This window comes from Paenibacillus sp. IITD108, from assembly GCF_036541265.1.
GTDB lineage: Bacteria > Bacillota > Bacilli > Paenibacillales > Paenibacillaceae > Pristimantibacillus.
In genome coordinates this window covers 1-20751 of the sequence record NZ_JAZHCT010000039.1, presented here as the reverse complement: position 1 = coordinate 20751, position 20751 = coordinate 1, and the positions used below count along the sequence as shown (strand labels likewise).

At 36.4% G+C, this 20751-nt stretch carries 24 protein-coding genes; 3 read left to right on the top strand and 21 right to left on the bottom strand.

Annotation, left to right across the window (positions count from 1 at the left end; genetic code table 11):
- Positions 1-12 precede the first annotated feature (12 nt).
- Positions 13-1080 (top strand): helix-turn-helix transcriptional regulator, encoded by a 1068-nt coding sequence (locus V1L65_RS24450; protein WP_331701894.1) that lies wholly within the window; start codon positions 13-15, stop codon positions 1078-1080.
- Between the two features lie 677 nt (positions 1081-1757).
- Here the strand turns inward: V1L65_RS24450 and V1L65_RS24445 are convergent.
- The 13 genes from V1L65_RS24445 to V1L65_RS24385 all read right to left on the bottom strand — a co-directional run bounded on the left by V1L65_RS24445 (position 1758) and on the right by V1L65_RS24385 (position 13424).
- Positions 1758-2141 carry an HAD-IIIA family hydrolase gene (locus V1L65_RS24445; RefSeq protein WP_331701893.1) on the bottom strand — a complete coding sequence of 128 codons (384 nt, stop codon included), beginning with the start codon at positions 2139-2141 and terminating at the stop codon, positions 1758-1760.
- Between the two features lie 311 nt (positions 2142-2452).
- Positions 2453-3163 (bottom strand): HAD family hydrolase, encoded by a 711-nt coding sequence (locus V1L65_RS24440; RefSeq protein ID WP_331701892.1) that lies wholly within the window; start codon positions 3161-3163, stop codon positions 2453-2455.
- Between the two features lie 10 nt (positions 3164-3173).
- On the bottom strand, positions 3174-3536 hold the full coding sequence (locus V1L65_RS24435; protein ID WP_331701891.1) for an NIPSNAP family protein: 363 nt from the start codon (positions 3534-3536) through the stop codon (positions 3174-3176).
- A gap of 106 nt (positions 3537-3642) precedes the next feature.
- Complete coding sequence (locus V1L65_RS24430; protein ID WP_331701890.1) at positions 3643-3870, bottom strand: HXXEE domain-containing protein; 228 nt, start codon at positions 3868-3870, stop codon at positions 3643-3645.
- Positions 3871-4078: 208 nt separating this feature from the next.
- On the bottom strand, positions 4079-4567 hold the full coding sequence (locus tag V1L65_RS24425) for a hypothetical protein (RefSeq protein WP_331701889.1): 489 nt from the start codon (positions 4565-4567) through the stop codon (positions 4079-4081).
- A 158-nt stretch (positions 4568-4725) separates the two neighbouring features.
- Positions 4726-5166, bottom strand: a complete 441-nt coding sequence (locus tag V1L65_RS24420; protein ID WP_331701888.1) for a hypothetical protein — start codon at positions 5164-5166, stop codon at positions 4726-4728.
- A 369-nt stretch (positions 5167-5535) separates the two neighbouring features.
- Positions 5536-5646 (bottom strand): DUF2625 family protein, encoded by a 111-nt coding sequence (locus V1L65_RS24415; protein WP_331701887.1) that lies wholly within the window; start codon positions 5644-5646, stop codon positions 5536-5538.
- A gap of 48 nt (positions 5647-5694) precedes the next feature.
- The gene (locus tag V1L65_RS24410; RefSeq protein ID WP_331701886.1) at positions 5695-5931 is read right to left on the bottom strand and encodes a hypothetical protein; all 237 of its coding nucleotides are present in this window, start codon (positions 5929-5931) and stop codon (positions 5695-5697) included.
- A gap of 768 nt (positions 5932-6699) precedes the next feature.
- A complete protein-coding gene (locus V1L65_RS24405) occupies positions 6700-7362 on the bottom strand; it encodes a hypothetical protein (protein ID WP_331701885.1) in 663 nt (220 codons plus the stop codon).
- 15 nt (positions 7363-7377) lie between these two features.
- Complete coding sequence (locus tag V1L65_RS24400; RefSeq protein WP_331701884.1) at positions 7378-8610, bottom strand: RHS repeat domain-containing protein; 1233 nt, start codon at positions 8608-8610, stop codon at positions 7378-7380.
- Positions 8611-8645: 35 nt separating this feature from the next.
- Entirely contained in the window at positions 8646-12050 is a 3405-nt protein-coding gene (locus V1L65_RS24395; RefSeq protein ID WP_331701883.1) for a hypothetical protein, read from the bottom strand.
- An 84-nt stretch (positions 12051-12134) separates the two neighbouring features.
- Positions 12135-12788: a hypothetical protein gene (locus tag V1L65_RS24390; protein ID WP_331701928.1), complete on the bottom strand. Its 654-nt coding sequence runs from the start codon at positions 12786-12788 to the stop codon at positions 12135-12137.
- Between the two features lie 72 nt (positions 12789-12860).
- Complete coding sequence (locus tag V1L65_RS24385; RefSeq protein WP_331701882.1) at positions 12861-13424, bottom strand: hypothetical protein; 564 nt, start codon at positions 13422-13424, stop codon at positions 12861-12863.
- Positions 13425-14268: 844 nt separating this feature from the next.
- Here V1L65_RS24385 and V1L65_RS28790 point away from each other — a divergent pair.
- Positions 14269-14508: a hypothetical protein gene (locus tag V1L65_RS28790; protein ID WP_442955717.1), complete on the top strand. Its 240-nt coding sequence runs from the start codon at positions 14269-14271 to the stop codon at positions 14506-14508.
- The gene (locus tag V1L65_RS24380) at positions 14508-14738 is read left to right on the top strand and encodes a hypothetical protein (protein ID WP_331701881.1); all 231 of its coding nucleotides are present in this window, start codon (positions 14508-14510) and stop codon (positions 14736-14738) included. Before V1L65_RS28790 ends, V1L65_RS24380 begins: the two co-directional genes overlap by 1 nt.
- Here V1L65_RS24380 and V1L65_RS24375 read toward each other — a convergent pair.
- The 8 genes from V1L65_RS24375 to V1L65_RS24340 all read right to left on the bottom strand — a co-directional run bounded on the left by V1L65_RS24375 (position 14730) and on the right by V1L65_RS24340 (position 20624).
- Positions 14730-15269, bottom strand: coding sequence for a hypothetical protein (locus V1L65_RS24375; RefSeq protein ID WP_331701880.1), 540 nt, complete (start codon positions 15267-15269; stop codon positions 14730-14732). The genes V1L65_RS24380 and V1L65_RS24375 overlap by 9 nt on opposite strands.
- A 273-nt stretch (positions 15270-15542) precedes the next feature.
- Positions 15543-15983, bottom strand: a complete 441-nt coding sequence (locus V1L65_RS24370; protein ID WP_331701879.1) for a GNAT family N-acetyltransferase — start codon at positions 15981-15983, stop codon at positions 15543-15545.
- Between the two features lie 135 nt (positions 15984-16118).
- On the bottom strand, positions 16119-16613 hold the full coding sequence (locus V1L65_RS24365) for a DUF6933 domain-containing protein (RefSeq protein ID WP_331701878.1): 495 nt from the start codon (positions 16611-16613) through the stop codon (positions 16119-16121).
- An 879-nt stretch (positions 16614-17492) separates the two neighbouring features.
- Positions 17493-17561, bottom strand: a complete 69-nt coding sequence (locus V1L65_RS24360) for a putative holin-like toxin (protein WP_331701927.1) — start codon at positions 17559-17561, stop codon at positions 17493-17495.
- A gap of 378 nt (positions 17562-17939) precedes the next feature.
- Positions 17940-18509, bottom strand: coding sequence for a plasmid pRiA4b ORF-3 family protein (locus V1L65_RS24355; RefSeq protein ID WP_331701877.1), 570 nt, complete (start codon positions 18507-18509; stop codon positions 17940-17942).
- 411 nt (positions 18510-18920) lie between these two features.
- Positions 18921-19016: a competence inhibitor ComI gene (gene comI, locus V1L65_RS24350; RefSeq protein WP_331701876.1), complete on the bottom strand. Its 96-nt coding sequence runs from the start codon at positions 19014-19016 to the stop codon at positions 18921-18923.
- Positions 19017-19301: 285 nt separating this feature from the next.
- On the bottom strand, positions 19302-19976 hold the full coding sequence (locus tag V1L65_RS24345) for a hypothetical protein (RefSeq protein WP_331701875.1): 675 nt from the start codon (positions 19974-19976) through the stop codon (positions 19302-19304).
- 213 nt (positions 19977-20189) lie between these two features.
- The gene (locus V1L65_RS24340; RefSeq protein WP_331701874.1) at positions 20190-20624 is read right to left on the bottom strand and encodes a hypothetical protein; all 435 of its coding nucleotides are present in this window, start codon (positions 20622-20624) and stop codon (positions 20190-20192) included.
- Between the last annotated feature and the right edge of the window lie 127 nt (positions 20625-20751).

The following is a 20751-nucleotide window of genomic DNA, read 5'->3' as shown; positions in this document are numbered from 1 at the left end:
GGAAAGGATTTAATGAAATCTAAAGGGATGGATTATTGGAGATTACGGTCAGATGAACTCAGAAGTAAATCTAACGATTCTTATACGTACCGGAAAAATATGCTTTTACTTCTAAAAGAACAAATTCCATTCGATGCTTATTGCTGCACTCTAGTTGATCCGGTCACTTTATGTTCTATTGGAGCTGTAACAGAGCATTCTATTGAAGCTATTCATCACCAAATACTAAAAATTGAATATGACGAAACCGATGTTTATAGTTTTGAAAGTTTGTTGAAAGATGGGGTGTATATTGGAAGGTTAAGTGACAGCTTGGGAATACAAAGAAGCCGCCGCTATGAGGAAGTGTTAAAACCGAATCATTTTTCTGATGAAATAAGGTGTGTGCTCGTCTTTCAGGGACGTTGCTATGGTTTTTTGACATTATTTAAAAAGCAGCAGGCTGCTAATCCGTTCTTTTCAAATGAAGATATTGATCGACTAAAGATAATCGGTCCGATTATGGCTGAGGCGCTGCAAGCCTATTATCTCTCTATAATTGAGGTGCAAACTTTTGAAGGAGAATTGGAACAAGGCGTTATCATTTTAGATACTCAGCTAAATATTATATCGCTTAATTCAAAGGCTTCAAAAACTTTAGATTCGTTGCGGAAAATGGAAGACATTGCTGCACCTTACCTGCCCAAACCATTGCAAGTTATGTGTACCCGATTATTGGCACGTCATCAACCGTCTGCACCCTTGTTGATCCCTGTGCATGAACAAGGATATATTGTCGCACAAGTCTCCATCCTTCGATCGACTCAAGAAAACAACTTTCAGATTGCTGTTTCATTAAATAATGCAACACCCAAGGATATGCTCTCCTATTTGATGAAGGCTTATCATCTCACCTTACGCGAGCAGGAGGTTGTTCTGGAAATTATTAAAGGGAGCTCAACAAAAGAACTTGCCCAACATTTAATGATTTCCTACCATACGGCGCAAGACCATTTGAAGGCTGTCTTCCAAAAAGTACAGGTATCTAACCGAAACGAGTTGGTGTGGAAACTTTTTTCTAAATATCAAATGGAACCGTGATCAAACTAGTAAAATAAGGGTTCGTGAACCTGCAAATGTTGTCTTCTATTCACAAACCCGATAGGCTTAAGCAGCCTAATAAAAGTCGTAAGAACCCACCTGGGCGGTAACCTTAGGGTGGGTTCTTACTTTTTCTTTTTTTTATTGCTGATGAAATATTCCCCCGGCTAACGTTCTGGTATTCGCGACCCCACTCCCCTTTAGTGGTTTTGGAGGTCACATTACTGACGGTATTAAAATCAATGCGATTGCAATGATTATAAGACTTCTTGTTGTAAATCTGTCCAATTTTTCACTTTTACTTGATTTATACCATCCTTTAAATTGAAGATAATTTCGATATAAAACAAAAAATAATATAAAGTTCCCAATTAACATTAACCAATGGTATATGGGTTCACCAAATATGAACTGATAAATGTAACGTTCAATTCCACCAAATATTAGCATGGTGAAAGCTAGTAATAAAATGATTCTTATTAACTCAAAAATAAAAGAAAACAATTTTAGCACTGATTATTTGTTCCTTTCTTTATTTGTATGGAATACGGACCAAGATCCAACGGCCGAGGTTATGCCTCATACACGTATATATTCATCATCCTGTAACGTTAGATTCATTAGGGGAATTGATGTCCGGACCGTGAGCTTCACTCTTCTTAGACATACTTACAATTTTATCTGTTTGTAATTAACCAATTTACTGCATCTAAAATATTTTCTGCAATATAATCTGGTTCAGTTTCTATCCATTTATCCCTGAATTTTGTTAGAGAGTCCTTCCCCCAACCGGTTTTAACTAATATTTTTATGGCTCCTACAGCATGTGCTGCCAACATATCTGTACTACCAACATCACCTATAGCGACACATCTACTTAAATCCAAATTATGTTCATTCGCGGCTTCTATTAACATTCCAGGTTTTGGCTTTCTACACTCGCAATCTTGTTCGTGTGGACAAATATATGAATGGTTAAACCCAAAAATCCTAAACTGATTTTCAAACTCTTCAATCGTTGCCTCTCCACAGAGAAATTCTATACTGATTTGTGAATGCAAATACTTTTAGACCACTTTCTTTCAGAAGATTAATGGCAACTTGAGCATGCTCAAATAACTTGAAATTGTTAGGGGGGGATAAAATGTCCAGTTCCACCGATAGTTCCATCTCGGTCTATAAACACTGCTTGAAGATTTATAGTTCCTTCCATGGTTTCTGTCCCTTCTTAGTGAATTTCACATAACGTTCCTCCCATTCACGAACTCCCATAGGGAGCCGTCGCAGCTATTACTTCTTCAAATCTGTGGTCAAGACCCAGAGCGTTAGCCCGATGCGTGGATAGATTGTTATCTGAAGTCCCTTTACATTTTTAACCACCCTCGAAAATCTTTATCATTTCCCTTAATTCTCTTATCGTGTAATGTGGCTGAAATCCCACGACGTCCCACTCTCGGAATCCTTCTAGCCAAACTGTTCTTAGTCCAGCCTCTCTTGCTCCTTTAATATCATTAAGCGGATGATCGCCTATATAAAATGACGTTTCCGGTTTTACCCCTAATCGCTCAAGAGTAATTTCAAATATTCTTTTATCAGGCTTCTTCACCTGTACCTCATCTGAAACCACGATTGTATCAAAGAAACCCCGTATCCCAGCATAATCAATTTTTGAATTTTGTGAATGCACAGAACCATTTGTGATCAAACCTAATTTCAGTCCCTGACTTCTCAGAAATTGAATTACTTCCATTGCACCGTCCATTAATACAGTACATTTAAAAAACTCAGAAAACCAATATTCCAGTAATTCTTGGAGTGTTGTTTCTTTCTTCCACTTCAAATTGTTAAGAAGTTCTTGATATAATTCTTTCTTGCTTCTGTATCCGTCATTATCTGCTTCGATAATATACTGGGCGATTTCATTTTTTTCAGAAGAGTCTAAATATATTATGTAATTTTCAATAAGTCTATTTGAAAATTGTTTAAAAGCAAGTTTTCGATTTATTAACGTGTTGTCTAAATCAAAAATAACTGCATTTATGTTCATCTGGAATTGATCACCCTTCAAAGTTTCTGGTATCATTGAATAATCCCTAAATCGAACTTAAAATTGTTCTATCTCTTGACACTGTACTTTCAATAAACTCTTGTTTTATATCTTCTTTCAGTACTTTTTTTATTCTTTCTCTACCAATTTCATCAAATCTTTTTTGGACTCTTTTTACATGTTCTTCATCCTGTTTTATTTTTGATTCAATTTCCTCATACTTTTGGAAGCTATCGTATTCCCAGAGGGCAAACACTTCTGTATTCTCTTCATTCTTGTTTATCATCCATCGTCCTATCAACCGAGCGCCGTACTTAAGCTGTGACGGGAGTAAAATCTCATTAAACAAAGCATTGAATTCTTCAATGAAAGATGGTTCTATTATGTATGTCTTTCTTCTATAAATCATTTCACCTGTCACCTCTGTTTTAAGGATATTCTGTGATTTCTGATAACGTGCGAAAATTTTAGTTATCTGATTCGCAACTCATCTTCGATATACTGTCAATATTCTTTCACTTAATTATTCTCTTTCCTAGTTCATGACCCAATAGTACAATTGGTATTATCAAAAATCCAACTGGTATACTTAATAAAATCAACTCCCATGTTATTAATTCTTCCCTTATTAATCTTGTAAACAAATATAACGTATAAGGGAGAACAAGGATCACGGCACTAACTACTCCTGGTGTATACATCCTTAAATAAATAGACTGGCCTACATGTGTTAGTACATGCAATAGAACATTTTTGAAGTTTTTTTGCTTATTCCCCTTCGGTATTCACCTAACGTTCTTTTATTCACGAACCTGTGGGGCTTAAGGCAACGAAGTCACTGGGTGGTCTCGCACTTAACCCCACAGGGTGGTCCGCCCGACCCACTTTTCATCCCAAATCTGCGATGTCTGAATATGGTATTGGTATTATCAAATGTTTATGCTTCTGTGATTACATACTCATTAATTTATTTGCTTTATCTTTCAATTCATTCCAATCACTTGAGTAACCTAAATTCATTCCCCAACCAACATCCCTGAGATTCCCTCGTAGTTTCTCAAACATACTTATTTCTTTTGCATCAATCGTATAATTTGGAAATCCTGAATACGAAGGGAATTTCTCAAAATAACGAATTAATCTCAACAATACTTCATCATCTTCTTTTGATAATTTTTGTAAATCACTTGATACTTTTCTGGTAATATATATACCTTCTATCACATCCTCTACTTTCTCGATGACATTGTTAGGTTCATTCCAATTATTTTGCATTTGAAACATAATTGCACCCTCAAGCTGGATTATATTAGCGGATATCATTCTAAATCCCATATCAGATTTAACTCTACTCAATCGATCATTATGATAAAACAGAATGCTTGTAGCAACTATGATTATTACAAGTAATAATATATTTACAATGTATTTTTTTCGCATTAGCTCTCCTTATTTATAATTTGTTTTGCCGATTTCAGATTTAATAGGATTCTAACCGCTCTTGTACCATAGATCGATCTGAATTCCGATACTAAAGGTCCACTTCTTTCATCAATGCTATTATGATTTATTCCTCGAACGTTTTCACATGAAAGTTGTTATCTCTCTTTATTAACTAATCTTAATATGAGCTCTTCCGATACTCCGTTTTGTTTTATAATTAATTTATATTCATTATTGTTATCTTCTAATTTCACTAATTCTTTATTGTATTCTGAAGAAACTTGTAAACTTCTTACTCCCTGTAACTTTAATGGATATTGACTTTCCATCTTAATTCCATCACCCTCTAATATGTATTCAATTGGGTTCTGTTCAGATTCTCTATTCCCTATATGTTGAATATATAACGAGTCAAAGTTCGTTTCGCCACCGTCAAATAATGTATAAGAAGCAGCCCAAGTTTCACCTTTTGCAAAATATACTAATATATTGTTTTGTTCTGTCCTTTCTTCTTTAGTGTCAGATTGGCAACCGGTAACTAAAAAACTAATAAGCATTAGAACTAGCACTAATTTCTTCAATTCTTTATCACTCACTTTCAAATATAGCGTCGTGTAATTTCGGATAACGTTCAGATATTCATGACGTCCAGTTATTTAAAGTTACTGCCTTCTTCGAATCACAAGAAGTTTTTCACTTATTTACTGGTTAATTTTGATTAATTCTTATCTTATGAAATGAATGTGTCATCTTACTTCTTGAATTAGCTTCTGCGGGTCGTGATTCGATAGAATCGATGAATAAATATGTATTAACTGAAGTCTTCTCTTCTATGGTTGTGCATCCCATTGCTTTCGAAATTCTAAATGCATTTCCCATATTTCTTTAACATTGACTGCATTCTTTGATGTGTTCTCAATATCTTTTCCCTCTAATGACCATAAATGTGGATAAATTAAAAAAGCCTAATCCCCTTGAAAGCGGTTCTGATTTCCTGCCCCTAATATCCTTAGCCAGCCATTATCGATAAATAAACCGCCGGTCTCTAAGCCAATTGCTCCAAGTTCATTCATCATATAACAAAGGCTGATCATCAACAATCTGAAGAGCAGCCTTTTTATATTCTACATATCCTTTTGAAATATTCTAGCGTATTTCATTAGCATTTCTGAAGTGACGTTTGCAATTGTTTTTTGTACTTGAGCCATATTTAATCCCATTTTAAACAATTTTAATCCATATCTATGCTTAAACCCAGTTGTGGTAAAATGAAATCTATTTCCTTTTTCATCAATTATATTGGTTTTTTCAGCAAAACTATCCAAGTTTCTTAAGAATGATAATTGGTATTTGCTTGCCAACTCCTTTCTTACCTTTGTGTTAATAAAGCTGATATACTACCTGTCGGAAACGATGTGGAGATCATTAAAGCAATGATTAGAAAAAACAAGGCCACCTTTTTTTTCATAGATATTTTATCTCTTCCCTGTGAAATTTAGATATGAGTTGCTTTTATTCGATTAACTTGCGGTTTGACTTAGAAGTTAATGTTTCAACTAATCATTCGTCGAATCCTCAATTGTTAATTGCTCAAGTATCTACTAAGTAAATTCCCGTTACTGTCGTATATAAAATGAACTTCTATATATCTGTTATATTCAATAGAAATAAGCTGTTCTTGCAAATTATAAATATGCCTTACTAAATCATTACCTATTCTAATTCTTTCTAGTTGATTTAAACTATTATACTCATATGTTTTCTCTGGACTTATGGTTAATTTCACTTTATTAGAAGAAGGCAAACCAATTTTTTCAATAAGTTAACTGTCAAATTTCTTTGATGAAATAATGTAGTAATTGTGAGAAAATCTACTCGTTCACTTGAATCGCACTTCTGAATCAAGCTCATCCACTACAAATATAATACTTAATGGCACACCCTCCCACTATAAAGTATGAGTGACCTTACTCTATGTAAGATGAATGAAGAAAAACCGACAGCTAGAGCTAGATTGACTGCTCTACTCATGTTCTTTTCGCTGTCGGTTCTTTACCTATTTTAATATCCTCAATAGGTTTTTCTCCTATATCTGTAAGTACGGTTGTACCTCATAATACTAAGATATTTTATGCTCCCATAAATTGCTTCAGATCCTCCCACTTGTTTATTTTTGTAATGTCCTCTAGGGCAATCTGTATAGAATGTCGACGATCCTTGAACTGAATGAAGAAGTTCATATTATAGTTTTGATTACCCATCCACTTTATAACCTCATAACTTTTTTCAATAAGTTCCTCTGAGATTTCTTTATCGTAATAACCAATAATTATTTCGGTTAAATTCCCGTTTTTTTCCAAGAAATTATTGACGTTAAACTGTACACTATTGTTTCTTGCTTCATCCTCGGTCAAACTAATTATAACTTTAATAGTTGCATCTAATGGAATTGCTCGCTGTAAAGATGTAACAATTTCATCATTGAGGACTTTCTCCCACTTTGCAATAAAATAGTTACATTGAAATGACTCATAATAGCTAGGTTGTACTACAAAAACCACATCATCATTAGATGTCAGCACCGAATAGTACTTCATTTCTTTGAAACCATATTCAGTTGTATGATTTTTTAATATAACATTGGGGTATTCTGATTTTAAATACAACTCCACATTCTGTTTGAACTCCTCTTTGTCATGTTCCCACCCACTTACTTTCTGATAAACAAAATATGTCGCGCTGCTTAGCATAAGAACAAGGACTATACCAATCATTATTTTTTGTTTATCCATGCATAAACTCCCTCTCTATGGTGTTTGACCTAGAAGAATATTAATTCTATACATATGAAAGTTAGCCTTTGTGATTTTCTTTAAAACCCAATTCGCATCGTTATACGCAGCCAGATTTACTTCAAGTTGTTCTCGATACTCTTTTTTAGTAAAAGCATTGTTGTAAAAAGTCTTAGAAAACATAGAATGTCCAATATTAGGTATGCTGAATCCAGACATGCCCCCATATTTAATTTCGTTAGTAGCCAACGTAGCCATAAATCTTTCCATACTTACCCCATTATATAAGACGCCCATGGATAATAAATCCTTTGAATTGGTATGGCAGCTACACGTAATTAAATTATATTCTGGATTATCACCATTGGTTTTTTTAATATTGTTATATGTTTTCACCATTTCTTCAGCGGAAAGATATGATTTAGTAAAATCCCCTTGTATATAAGTCGATAATGTGTATCCAGCACTTTCTATTTCACCGAACCCAGATAATTTTTGTTTTCTCCCCCACTCATTAAATTCTTTTAAGCTCAATAAAGCACTCGGATCCACTTTTTCAAACTGAACACTCTTATCACCATAATAAAAATATGACCATTCACCTTTAGCATTTTGAATAATCAACGAGGTGTGACCAAATCCGAAAGCTAAATCTGGATTAGTAATGATAATGGCATCATGTCCACTAGGATCAACATACCTCAACGGATTATTATGCACATACGTATAAAGATTCAAACTAAGAGGATTATTAATCTCCCCTTCATACGTATCCTCATTCATAAATCTACCAATTGACGGATCATACCACCGTGCACGTAAATATTGCAAATTAGTTGTATCATCCCATAGCTCCCCTGAATAGCGGAAAGGATTATGGACCGTTTCTTCTTCTATGATAGGATTTCCCCAGATATCATAGCTGTATTGATTTAAAATTGCACCATCCTTATCTCTAAGTTCAACAATATCTCCATGGCCGTTGTATTGAACGTATGCCTTTGTACCATTGCCATATTGGATAGCCTCAAGTTTGTTACCCCGTATATAGCTTGCCTTGAGTGTAGGAGCCCCATTAACTACTGTTGCCTCTGCAATGATAGATCCTCCATCATAGTAGTAACGAGTAACCTCTCCGTTATACGAACGTTCAATTAACAGACCATCACCATTATATCTATATTGTACTGTTTTACCATCGACAATAACTTGTGTTAACCGATCTTGCTTATCGAAGGTGTTCTGCATAGAACTCAAATTAGGTGACTGCTGCGAATCCAATGTTAAACGGTTACCTCGTTTATCATAGGTATAGGTTTCAGCGTAATCCGTCGAGGTCTCGATTCGATTAAGACCATCATAAGTGAAGCTATCAACGTCGGTGGTAGTGCTGCTACCCGTAAAACGTTTCTCTGTTCACGTTTTGATGTTTTTATTCGCATCGAATTGATAGTCGTAGCTATTAACAGCCACTTCGTTCTGTGCTTGAGTGAGGTTAATTGGCTGCCGCTATACTCATAGTTACTATTAACTCCATTTAAGCTAAGTGAATTATTCAACAGTCCGTTTCTGAAATACGTATACCTAGCATCTGCGACATTCTCATTTGTCCCCACAACGGATTCGATTGTTCCAACGGTTTCAAGTTGATTCAAGGTATTATATCCATAATACGTATCTTGGCCAAATGGCCCTGTCATCTTCTCGCGTAATCCATTCTGATCATAGGTTATTGTCATTGATAATCCATCGGGGTAGGAAAGTTTTTCTAAGAGTTCAGTATAGGGCTTATACTGATACGTAGTTATTTCTGTACCAACTCCCATGCTTAGTCGCTTACCGGAGTCATCATACGTATAGCTCACGGTTTGGTCCTGACTAGCTTGTGTGATTAATCGATTACGATTATCATATACATAGTTCGTCGTATTCCTTTCACGGTCTATTCGTTTAACTACATTTCCATTACCGTCATAGTATATATCCTCTGGCTGACCCATCTCGTCTTTTGTCTGTATGAGTCGTCCCAGCTCATCATAGAACTTCTCCTTGAATCTTCCATCCGATGTTGTCTTCACTAGATTACCTAATTGATCATAGGTATACTCGGTTGTCTCATTTATGGCATTGGATACGGATGTTAACTGTCCATTCAAATCGTAGTTGTAATTCGTCACATTAGTCTTGGCATCCGTCTGCTGCTTTAATTTGCCGTTAATGGGGTTATAGACATATTCGGATAACAGGACAGGTGGTACAATCGGCTGGTTAGGGATCTGCTTCGGCTGTTCTTCCAACTTTAGTACCTGGCCGTATTTATTTAAGCTCTGGATTTGCCTATTGCCTTCTGGGTCCGCCTGTGTTATCTGCCGTGTAGAATCATTGTAAGAGATAGTAGAAGCGTCACCTAGTGGATTGGTTGTGATTGTTGGACGACTCCAATTATCGTACGCATACTGAGTTCGATTTCCGGCTGCATCCTCACTCCATACGTTTCTTCCAATCGAATCATATCCGTATTTCGCTTTCTTCTTGTATTCGTTACATTCCCCAAGTAATACGGCACATTCGAAGGCTCCTTCTTCCATCTTCCACCCGAGCGCATTCCATTTAATCTGAGTTTTGTTTCCTATTTCATTTTTTATCAAAACAGTATTCAATACATCATTGTATAGAGCGGAAAAAGTCTCCTGTCCGGGATAGGTAACTTGCTCGATCCGGCCAAGATCATCATATACATAGGTGGTTTCATTATTATTTCCGTCTACTGAAGATGACATAAGCCCTGTTAACGGGTTAAATATCGCTGTCGTAGATACAACCGATGTAGTTCCATCTACATTCGTCACATTGACCGATTGTTTAGTTGGAAAAGCATAATGAGAGTCAGCTCCATATTCAATGGTAGTCACACTAGATTTATCACCATTCATGACGGTTCTAGTTGTTACGTTACCATGAATATCCCTGTTTTCATACTTGACTTGCTGCAGCACTTCACCTTCAGCGTTATTAGCTCTGACTATAGTTTCGATGACATCACCTTGTGGGTTGTAGGAGTACGCGGTGAATAGGTGCTTATTTGTATCCACTTGTGACTTCACAGTCTGTAATAAATATTTGATTGGGTCATAGGTGTAGGTTGTAGTGGCTCCCGTTGCATCAACTTGTTGCAGTACATTCCCATAATCATCATACGTAATACTCGTAGTTAATATATCAGGGGTTTTATTATCGGTCATTATAGTCGAAGTTGGGACTGAAACAGGATAAGCCCGTGCGCCAACCTTTTTGCTATACGCATTCGTTGACGTTTTAATTACATTATCTGCACTCGTTTCAGTCTTCTCCAGATAAATTTGAGTGGGTGTTTGATCATTGATAAAATCTTTCTTATAATGTGACGTACTTAATATAGTCCCATTGTTAACAGTGGTCATAATCATGAGGTCTTGTCCATAGGACTGACCGTAGTCAACATCATGATAATCAAAGGTTTGCCGGTTGAAAGCCTCGGATTGTCCATTATCGTATACGATCGTATCTTGGCGCGAGAATACGCGGTACTCCTCATTTACGCCATACGTACTCGAGTAGCGCTTAACTGGGCTTGGTTCATAGATAATTTCCGATATAGCTCCAGTAGGATGATTGACTTTTTCTATTAGTGCGTAGGAATTAGAAATCGCTCGGAATGGATCGTAATTAAATAGGTTAGACTTTGCGCCTTTTAATTTATATTCATAGGTTGTTTTTCTACCTTCAACATCAGTGACCGACTCAAGTAACTCCATTCCTGCGTCTGTTCGTTTCTTATAGATAACCGTCTGATTTCCTTTCGTAACGATAACCTCTGTAGTTGAATAAGTAATTTGAATGGTATTTCCAATAGCATCTTTCACCTGACTCAACAGCTTTCTACCATAGGTCGCATTCTGCGTGTAGCTAAATTCTATCGTATTGTCATAGGCGTCGGATATCCGAATAAGTCGACCATCCGATGAGAAATGCTGTTTCCATGTCCCACTTACGGAGGATAATGAATAGCTGGAAGTTTCCTCATTAATTGTATTCGGATTGATTTTCACCGTTGTATCGGGATTAAAGGTTAAACCTTCCCAATCATAACCTTTGAGTGTCGTGCCAACTATTTCATAACTTCCACCATTAGCCATATGCAGATATTTCTTTCCTTGGTTGGATTCAATAAAAGGAAGACTCCAAGACCAGCCTTTTCCGATTGGGAACATAATCTGGTCTATAGGAGTTTTCGTTTTATTGTAATAGGTTGAGCTTGGATATGTGCCAACCAGTACATTATTTACTGAGGAGCTAGTAGGTGTAGCAACATAGTAATTATTACTTTCGTCATCTTCAACTCTTACCTTACCCTCCTGTGAATTATCAATCTGGTTCTTTTTGGCAATCGCATCATTATAGTTTTCGAACGGTCCCATTGCTAACTGTACGGTAGTTCCTGGCCCTTCAACATAAGTGACGTCAACCGATGTTGTCCCTATCCTATAACCATATCTATATGATAACCCTCCATTTGGAACCCAAGCATCAAATTTCTCTAAACCTGAATTCCCTGGTTTTGTAACATTACCGGTATATTTTTGTATATATCGTCTTGTATCAGCAGAAGCTGGTTTAGTTACTGTACCGGAATAGTTTGCTGTAGACATCCGTGTACATGATTGATTTTTTCTATTAGGATCTTTAGCACATGCTTCATTCTCAGTGGTGATAGGGGTACGTTGTAGTGTTCCTTAATAACCGCCGCTGTTATACTGGATTGAACTTGGACAAGGATTTGTCCAATCCCCACTGGCAGTCCACTGACCTTGTGCATCATACATTCCTGGACGCGTGTTTACGCATGTGCTAGTCATTGGTTTTGAGTGTTGTGGTGTATAGCTTCCATCGTATACTTCTGGAGCCCCGTCTTTAGTCAATGTCCCGCTATATCCTCCTGAATTGTAAGGAATAGTTGGAGCTGTGCTACTGATTCTATATTCACTAACAGTTTTAGTATCAGCTGCGGTGGGCGTGCTATAATACAGACCCGCATTCTTTGCTTGGTCAGCTAGTGCTTGTGTAGGATATACCCCCCAAGTTTTAGTAGTCCCCGACAAAATACCGGTTCTAAAATCTGGAATTCCATCATTGTTATAGTCTTCCTCGGAGAATTTTTGTTCTACATATTTCACAATATATTGAGGAATAAGAGGCTTTTTGACAGCATTAAATGTTACAAAATAGAGATAAACAGGTGCATCATAGTAATTTTCACCGTGCTCTATCTCATAGAACTGAGCAGATTTAGAATCATATTTTCTGGTTAATTCAAAGGATAATCCGTTTCTTCCGGGTAGCGTCAAGTCCGTTTGTTGCATAGATAAGCTACCTGTTAAAGTAGAAATGGTTTCATTGTTAATACCAACACTATAAGGTGCTTCATTTATAGAAGATTTATCATAAACTGGTGGGTGTTCCTAAATCGGTGGCTCTGCTGAAAAATTAGCTGCTAGAAGCAACTCCTCGTCTTCTAAAGTGGGACTCTCCTCAACTGGAACATCTGAATCAATTGTCGTAATATCAGGTTCTTTCGATAGAGAGGTGGCTTCTTCTACAGTAACATTCTTAGTAAATGTCCCGATCAACTCTTCCAATTCGAAGTAGGTCGCTTCTACTACCGTAACATCCCTTAACATCGGATCGCCTAATTCGTTTACTACTGTTCCTTGCACTTCGGCAGATAGATTAACCTCTGATGGATACAAGGCTGCTAACGCTTGTTCGAAATTTGAATTTTCTCGTTCAGCAAGAAAGAATACCGTGTAGATTTGATTCAATGAATATCCTGCGTCAAGCTGCTGTTGTACAAATAAATCAGTCGTTTCATATCTATTTACAATAGACTCAATGGATAAGGTAAATACTTCTTCGTTTCCCTCTGCGAAAGCGTTATCTTTCTGGGTAATACTGGTATTGGTAAAGATACTAACTACCATACAAATGATAAGAATGAATGATAAAATGCGGTTTTTCTTCTTCATTTTTTTACCTCCGCTACAATAGATTCTTACGTTTTTACATAACTGATTATTATCTACATAATTATTAATAATGGTACAAAAAAACGATATTACCTTAACTCTGTGGAACTCTCGTTTTTGATATTAGATTTCCGTTTAAATCGTACAACAGTACGATGCGGTCTCAAGAAGGATAAATTCGGTTAGCCTACCATTACTGTCGTATTTGTATCCTATGAGGCCTATTATAAGATAATCATTTGATTGTAATTCCTACTGCTTCATAATTTCGATTAAATACCACCCTCAAAAAACAAAATTTAATCTATATCTTAATTGTCCATATATTAACTTTTTTGGATAGAGGGTTAATTTGTAATTGATTGTCGAAACTAAAGAAATAAGATCGAATTATGTAAAAAAGTAAAATGATATTTAGCGATTGCTATACCTAAAGACGGAAAATTGTCAATTATCGTGTTTATGTACCGATAAAACAAAAAAACCGCGATTTACGCGGTAATTAATCGGCTCATATTCTTGTCATCCGACATTTATGTATGTTGTTGTCGATGAGCGGCTTCATTTATGAAATTTACTATGTGATTACATGTGTCTGGCTCACAGCTAGACAACCAATTCATTGTGCGAGCTTCTACTTTTGTAAGTTTTCTACCCATGCAGCTCTCCGCAGTTTCGACTAAATAATTCAGATGTCTTATTTAACTAAAAAAGGTATCTAGAAGTTTCATTTTAAAGTTGTACAGAAGGGATGGATATTTTGAGGATAAAGAGTATACCATGTATTAGATTTTTGTTTTAACTATTTTTCTACAATCTATTGTTTATATTCATTCAAAGCAAAATGTTTATGCTGCTCCAAACGCAATTAATTCCAGTATTTTTACTGGTGATGACTTTAATTAATGGAAAGGTTTATCAATGCATCAGCTCTTTTGGAAGATGGCACGGTGAAGGCTTGGGGGGGGACAATAGTGGTCAATTAGGGGATGGAACAACTACGTCAAAACTTATACCAACAACAGTGCCAGGCTTAACAAATGTGAAGCAACTGTCAACAGGGAGCGAAAGTCCTTTGCGCTAATGACAGATGGTACGGTGAGGGATTGGTCCTATGGCGAATTAGGAGATGGGACAACAATATGTCGTCTTTTTCCAATTACAGTGACTGGTCTAACAAATGTGAAGCAATTGGCAGGGGCCTCTAGACAAACAGCAGCACTAATGGAAGAAGGTACATTGATGGCTTGGGGAATCAACATTACTGATGTATTAGGGATCTATCCATTGTTATTTTCCCAAGTACTAAGATGATTGTTCTTTTGATTCCTGTGACTCCTTAACGAGTAACCTCATCTGTTCTAATTCTTTTTCGGATGCTTCCTTTACTAAGGCAATTTCACCTCTGACTCTGTTAACCTCGGAATCCTTCTCCTCTACGATTCTACTTACTGAGTTGTTCATTTCTTCTATTTGTTGTGAAGCCTCTTGCTGGGTATTCTCCAACATTTCTTTCATCTCAAATAATCGTAACTTTAGATCGTCTATTTCTTTACTACGGATCTCGATAATCTGAACTGAATGCTCTTCTTGGTCACGCGCTGATAGATACATTTCTGAGTATATACCTTCGAATCTCGAAAAGAGGTAGCGAAGATCATCTAATCGTGGAATGGTACGACCGGCCTCTTCTTCTCTCTTCATACGATTTAATCGGAGTAAATGATCGATCGCGTCTTTTTGCGTAGAATTTGATCCCAATTCAGCTGCAATCAAGTTAACTTCATCTTTTTGGTCACTCGTGCATTTGATTGTTGTATCTTTTAAATTCATCCCCTCAGACATAGTATACTTTCGCCTCCCGCTATTATTGGGGTATTCCCCTGAATACTCGTATACAAACAGTAATTGTCTTCAATAGTTTGGCTCTTTTTCTGAAGATTTCAGCTTACGTTTGCGCATTCAAAACATCCATTTTCCTTAGATAGTCTTATCTTAGGAAAATGGATATGTCCCGATAATCGTTTCTTCACTTCAGCTTCCGAAGCAAGGGACCATTATGTCCCTCAGTATAAATACGATGCTAGACGACGATATTCGTGTCCTCCTTGGGATGCCTTACGAAAAAGTATACTTCGCAAGCATTTCTCCCCATGGAGCCATGCCTTCTTCTTTGAATCCCGTTTTTGCATATAGCTTTTTCGCGCGTTCATTGTCTGGTTTATAACCAAGCATCACAATACTGGTTCGATCATTGGCATTTCTAATCTCACTAATTACCAATTGCATTGCTTGATGACCATATCCTCGACCTTGAAATCGCTCGTCAATCATGAATCGGTAAATCCAATAGTTTCCATCATCCGGATCTAGACCAAACATTGTAAAACCAATCATAATTTCACCGTAGTAGATTGCCTTAGTATTAAATCCTTCTAAAAATTGCGCTTCCGCAATCGAGTAAAGATTAGAAGCAATAAATCCTTTTTGATTTGGACTTGATTTAAGTTGAATACATTCTTCCCAATTACTCTTATCAATTGCTTTTAATAAAATCATTTCGGACTCCTCCTGATATTGTAGAGAAATCCGATATCTCGAACTCTCTACTTAATTAATAATCCTCTCCGACAATGCAACTAATTGATGCTGGAACATTTTCATACCACATCACCTCTTTCCCTGAGTTCGTATTCACAATGTGTTGTAGTTCTTATGATCTTTAATTGATTCCTTAAAAAAATCTATTGGTTTCGCATAATCAATTGGTTTATGAATTAATCTGTTCAGCCACTTCAATCGTTCAAAATTATCTTTAAAATCATCTTCAATGAAAAACGTAACTTCCTTCATCGTTCCTAGTACACTTCTACTGTTTGTCTTTGAAATAACTACTTCCGAACCATACTCTAAATATGTATTGATCAAATTCTCTTTAACTCCCTCTATGTGCAAGTATTCATGAAGAGTCAACAAGAATTTCTCTTTCAAACGCTCTAACTGTCCTGTTCTTATTCCATCAATGATTATAGCTAATCTTGTTAAATCGTTCACAAAGACGATATGTTTGCGTTTGTTCAAGTTATAAATATTTACATGCCAACTTAAAAATAACGGCACATTCATGTCTTGAACTGAAGTTATTTTCATGTCTTTCAATAAATCTTTTGTAAGTCTTAGATTAATCATTTTGTTTTTTCCTTTCTCGCACTAGTTTTTTAACTAAAGTACTTATATTCTTGAACCCTAAAATTTTAAAGCGACAGTCACCCAGGTAGCTTGGCCACATAACCTCGCAGGGTTGTCCGCCTGTCCATCTCCTAGAATTACACCTACCTTCTATAGAACTTTAACATAATTCCAATTGACTTAACGACATATAAATTTCCTTCCTGATCTTTAAAATTATCCCTTGTTGTAATGTATATTCCAGTGTTTCGAACATGTCTTGATTTCCAATCAATAGGTTTATTCTCATTCATTAGCGTACAATCATTCATAATATTTGTACTAGTACATGAAATACCATGTTCACTTAGTAACCAATCAATGTATTTTTGATCGTTCGGTATACTTATATTTAGTATAAAGATCAAAATTAAAGTTACACATAGTCCTATTAAAAGTGTTTTTTTCAAGTTATACTCCTTACATATTATTTATTCTGTAAGACGTAATAATAAATTTGAATTTGTGGCGTTTCAGCTAACATTCAGATCCACGACGTCTATTCCCCACAAATAGCTGCTCTTACCTTAGGGGAATGGATGTGTCCGCAGCTTATAGCTTCCCGAAATCTCTTCTGTGCACTGGGATCCAAAAGAATCGATGCGTGAATATGATGTTAGACAAAGTTAACTCTTCTTGACTAACTAGCATAACAACTCTTCTTAATGCTTCACTATATTCTTTAATTCAGTACTCATATTGTTCACTTCTATTTCCAATTGTGTTATCATATTTTAAAAGAGCCGAGTGCGGCTAACACTTGGCTTGGATAGGGTTATCCCTTCTAAAGTCTAAAAGGTAAAAGAACCCACCTTCGGCGTGTAACCTTGGGGTGGGTTCTTACTTTCTCTTGTAATTATCTGCAATATATGCTAAAAGTGCAATGACAAATGTAGCGAAAAGAATCATGATAGTTATTGCATCCTCTATATCCATAGTATCACCTCCTACAAAGTTTCCGAAGGAAACTTACTTCGAAAGCATATGCTTGAAGGGATACTACGCCCACCCAAGATTCAATTGTCTTTACTATTCTACCATGTTATACCAACAAAATGGTTTAATAAATCATTGTTGCTCTTAAACTTCGTTAATTTCGCATAACGTCCCTCGTATTCACGAACCCGAGAACCTTAATCCCCAACAGGGCGGCTGCGACGCGGTTAGGTTCGTAGGGTTGTCCGCTGAGTTGACTTCAATGATATTGCATCGCGCGGACTGAGCAGCCACCAGGCTTCGACGTGTGAATACGGTGTTAGACGAAGTTTCTACACCTCTTTGAGCTCGCTAAATCAACTCAAAATTCTGATCGAATCTCGCTTTGGGATCAGAAAAAATTACATTCTTAAAATCGAAATCATCTGGTTCAAACCAATCGTATTCATCTTGCATTGGATGATTACCCTCCAAAATTTCTCGAAAGCCATAGATCCCGCCACAATCTTCAGGTGGTCGTGCTTTCTTACCTGCCAAGCAAGTTGGATAATTTTTCTTGTCTTCTCCCGGAAATACTCCCTCAAATTCAATCCGGTGTTCCCAATAGTCTCCAAAATCATAAACATATGCAGCAACCTTATTCTCTGATGTAAAGAATCTTGATATCCTATTACTCCAATCTTGAAGAGTTCCGCTCGAAAATTCTTCGTCGGGAATACCAATAAAAACTTTCTTCCCGTTCTTTGGATTTACGATAGAGAACTCATGTAAATGAGTATCGGTCCATCCCATTGCATCCTGAATTGCCACATGTAAGTCCCAGAACGAATAAGTTTTAGGAACTTGTATTCTTCTCCAAACTGGCGGTTTTGTGCCTTTTAAGGTGATTTTGAATTGAAAAACTTCCCTTGCTTTACTCATTGATTTTCTCCTTCATCAGTAGAAATTTTGACTTTCAGATATTCACGACGTCCGACGAAGTCGGATGTGTCCGGCTAATTCCGCTTACTTGTTCAACAACTTCTACCGGACCGAGAGCGTAAGCCCGATGCGTGAATATGGTGTTAGGCGAAGTTAACGCTTCTTGTAAAAGCACACAATTATTCTTAATGCCTTTACATGTCTTTATAATTTAAGTTTATTTTTATATTGCCTTAATTCATTTTCTCAACACTCTTCTGTTCACTTCTTTTTCCAGTTGTGTTATCATATTTTAGAAGAAGCCGAGTGCGGCAAACACTCGGCTGAACAATTGGCTTGGATGGGTTTATCCCTTCTAGAGTCTAAAGAGGAATAAGAACCCACCTTTGGCGTCAACCTTGGGGTGGGTTCTTACTTTTTCTTGTTGTTATCGCTGATGTATGTTAAAAGTGCAAGGATAAACATTCCAAATAGGAACATAATCGTTATTGCATCTTTTACTTCCATAGTATCACCTCCTACAAAGTTTCCGAAGGAAACTTACTTCGTAAGCTTATGCTCGAAGGGATACTATGCCCACCCAAGATTCAATTGTCTTTTACTATTCTACCATGATATACCAAAAAAAGAAGATCGATTGTTCCTGTTACTTACGTCCTTCTTATGTTTTTAAATCTTGTTAATTTCGTCTAACGTTCAGATATTCACGACGTTCATTCCCCTTAGATAGCTCTTCGAATGGTTCGATGCGTGAATATGGTGTTATCAGAGGGACCATTCTTCCATGAGTTTCTATAGTAAAGCTTCAAATGAAAGTATTTGTTCAGAACTTTGATCTACAGCATACCAAGTTGAAGCATCATATTTGTTTGAAATAGAATTCCACGCTATATATACATGAAATTGGCATAATTCATTAACTCTAATACTCGGAAGTTCTATTGTTAACCCTTCTTCATTACTCATTACTAAATCATACGAATCTCTTAATCTTATAGGCATTAACTTATTACCATTCATTCTTTGAACCATATATTCCGAGTCCTCGGCTCCTATAGATAGACGCCGACAATCTTTATCCCAAGTCGATGCTTCCAGGTATTGTCCTGTATCACTTCCCCCATCTTCCCAACATCTTTGTGACCAATACGTTAAAAATCTCAGGGAAATGTTATCTGTTTCACATAATATTCTTATTAGAATACCTACAGCACTATCTATTTTCATCGTTTCCGGAATATAAATTGGTGGATTAGAAATTACAGTTTCAACAATAATGTTTCTAGCTTCCCATCCATATATCCGTCCTCCGGATGTAAGTACTTTATTAAAATTCGGTTTCTCTAACAAGATATCAAGATCACCATAATAAAGCGATAGATTAACTGTACCCAACGGAGTAATAATTGATGGTTCAGTATTGCACTCATTAAATTTTATTGTTGTGCTAGGTTTAAATAATTTCATATTTTTCACCCCTTATGGTCTTTCTGATAACGTCGTCACATTCGCGAACCCCACCGACTTAGATAGCTCTTATCTTAGTCGGTGAGGGTATCTGCTGATTCCTCCTCCTCGAAATTCCTCGGCAGACCGAGAGCGCCAGCTCGATGTGTGGATGGGGTGTTATGTGATTTTACTGACTTCCTACGAACGACTTACAAAAATATTTATCTGCGGTCATGGCAATTTAATAGGTGATCCTGAAATATATTGAGTAATTACCCATTCTTTATTTATTTTCTCAAGTATAATCCTATCCGTCTCTGTCGTAGTACTATCATGTCCATATTCTACTTCAACGAAAACATATCGCTTATTTTTACCAAGCCAGAGTATTGGCTTATATTGAATTCCTTTAATATCACCATACCAATGTCGATAATTTATAAGAAATGTTGCAATAGAACCTTGTTTTTCGGTAAAATCCAAGTCATTTCTGTATTTTATATCAAAATATTTATAAAGATCCGCATACTCTTCATCAATGAAATCCTCGTAGAATCCATTTAATGTAGTTTTCACATTCTTCTTTTCCTGTAGGCAAAGAAGAAAATATATAAAAGATAAAAGGATAAGTATTATAAATAATGTTATGATAATTTTTTTCTTCATCTATTGCTCCTTAGTTCTAGATTTTTATTTTTTTCAGTAATTTCCCATAACGTTATTGTATTCACGACGTCCTACTATCTTAAGCCTGAAGGGCGGCTTCGATGCGGTTAGGTGGTGGGATGTGTCC

Coding starts and splice junctions, on each gene's coding strand:
- V1L65_RS24450 (WP_331701894.1), top strand. CDS start 13: ATGAAATCTAAAGGGATGGATTATTGGAGATTACGGTCAGATGAACTC.
- V1L65_RS24440 (WP_331701892.1), bottom strand. CDS start 3,163: ATGATACCAGAAACTTTGAAGGGTGATCAATTCCAGATGAACATAAAT.
- V1L65_RS24435 (WP_331701891.1), bottom strand. CDS start 3,536: ATGATTTATAGAAGAAAGACATACATAATAGAACCATCTTTCATTGAA.
- V1L65_RS24425 (WP_331701889.1), bottom strand. CDS start 4,567: ATGCGAAAAAAATACATTGTAAATATATTATTACTTGTAATAATCATA.
- V1L65_RS24415 (WP_331701887.1), bottom strand. CDS start 5,646: ATGATGAATGAACTTGGAGCAATTGGCTTAGAGACCGGCGGTTTATTT.
- V1L65_RS24405 (WP_331701885.1), bottom strand. CDS start 7,362: ATGGATAAACAAAAAATAATGATTGGTATAGTCCTTGTTCTTATGCTA.
- V1L65_RS24400 (WP_331701884.1), bottom strand. CDS start 8,610: ATGCAGAACACCTTCGATAAGCAAGATCGGTTAACACAAGTTATTGTC.
- V1L65_RS24395 (WP_331701883.1), bottom strand. CDS start 12,050: ATGTCTACAGCAAACTATTCCGGTACAGTAACTAAACCAGCTTCTGCT.
- V1L65_RS24385 (WP_331701882.1), bottom strand. CDS start 13,424: ATGAAGAAGAAAAACCGCATTTTATCATTCATTCTTATCATTTGTATG.
- V1L65_RS28790 (WP_442955717.1), top strand. CDS start 14,269: ATGTTTATGCTGCTCCAAACGCAATTAATTCCAGTATTTTTACTGGTG.
- V1L65_RS24380 (WP_331701881.1), top strand. CDS start 14,508: ATGACAGATGGTACGGTGAGGGATTGGTCCTATGGCGAATTAGGAGAT.
- V1L65_RS24375 (WP_331701880.1), bottom strand. CDS start 15,269: ATGTCTGAGGGGATGAATTTAAAAGATACAACAATCAAATGCACGAGT.
- V1L65_RS24370 (WP_331701879.1), bottom strand. CDS start 15,983: ATGATTTTATTAAAAGCAATTGATAAGAGTAATTGGGAAGAATGTATT.
- V1L65_RS24365 (WP_331701878.1), bottom strand. CDS start 16,613: ATGATTAATCTAAGACTTACAAAAGATTTATTGAAAGACATGAAAATA.
- V1L65_RS24355 (WP_331701877.1), bottom strand. CDS start 18,509: ATGAGTAAAGCAAGGGAAGTTTTTCAATTCAAAATCACCTTAAAAGGC.
- comI (WP_331701876.1), bottom strand. CDS start 19,016: ATGGAAGTAAAAGATGCAATAACGATTATGTTCCTATTTGGAATGTTT.
- V1L65_RS24345 (WP_331701875.1), bottom strand. CDS start 19,976: ATGAAATTATTTAAACCTAGCACAACAATAAAATTTAATGAGTGCAAT.
- V1L65_RS24340 (WP_331701874.1), bottom strand. CDS start 20,624: ATGAAGAAAAAAATTATCATAACATTATTTATAATACTTATCCTTTTA.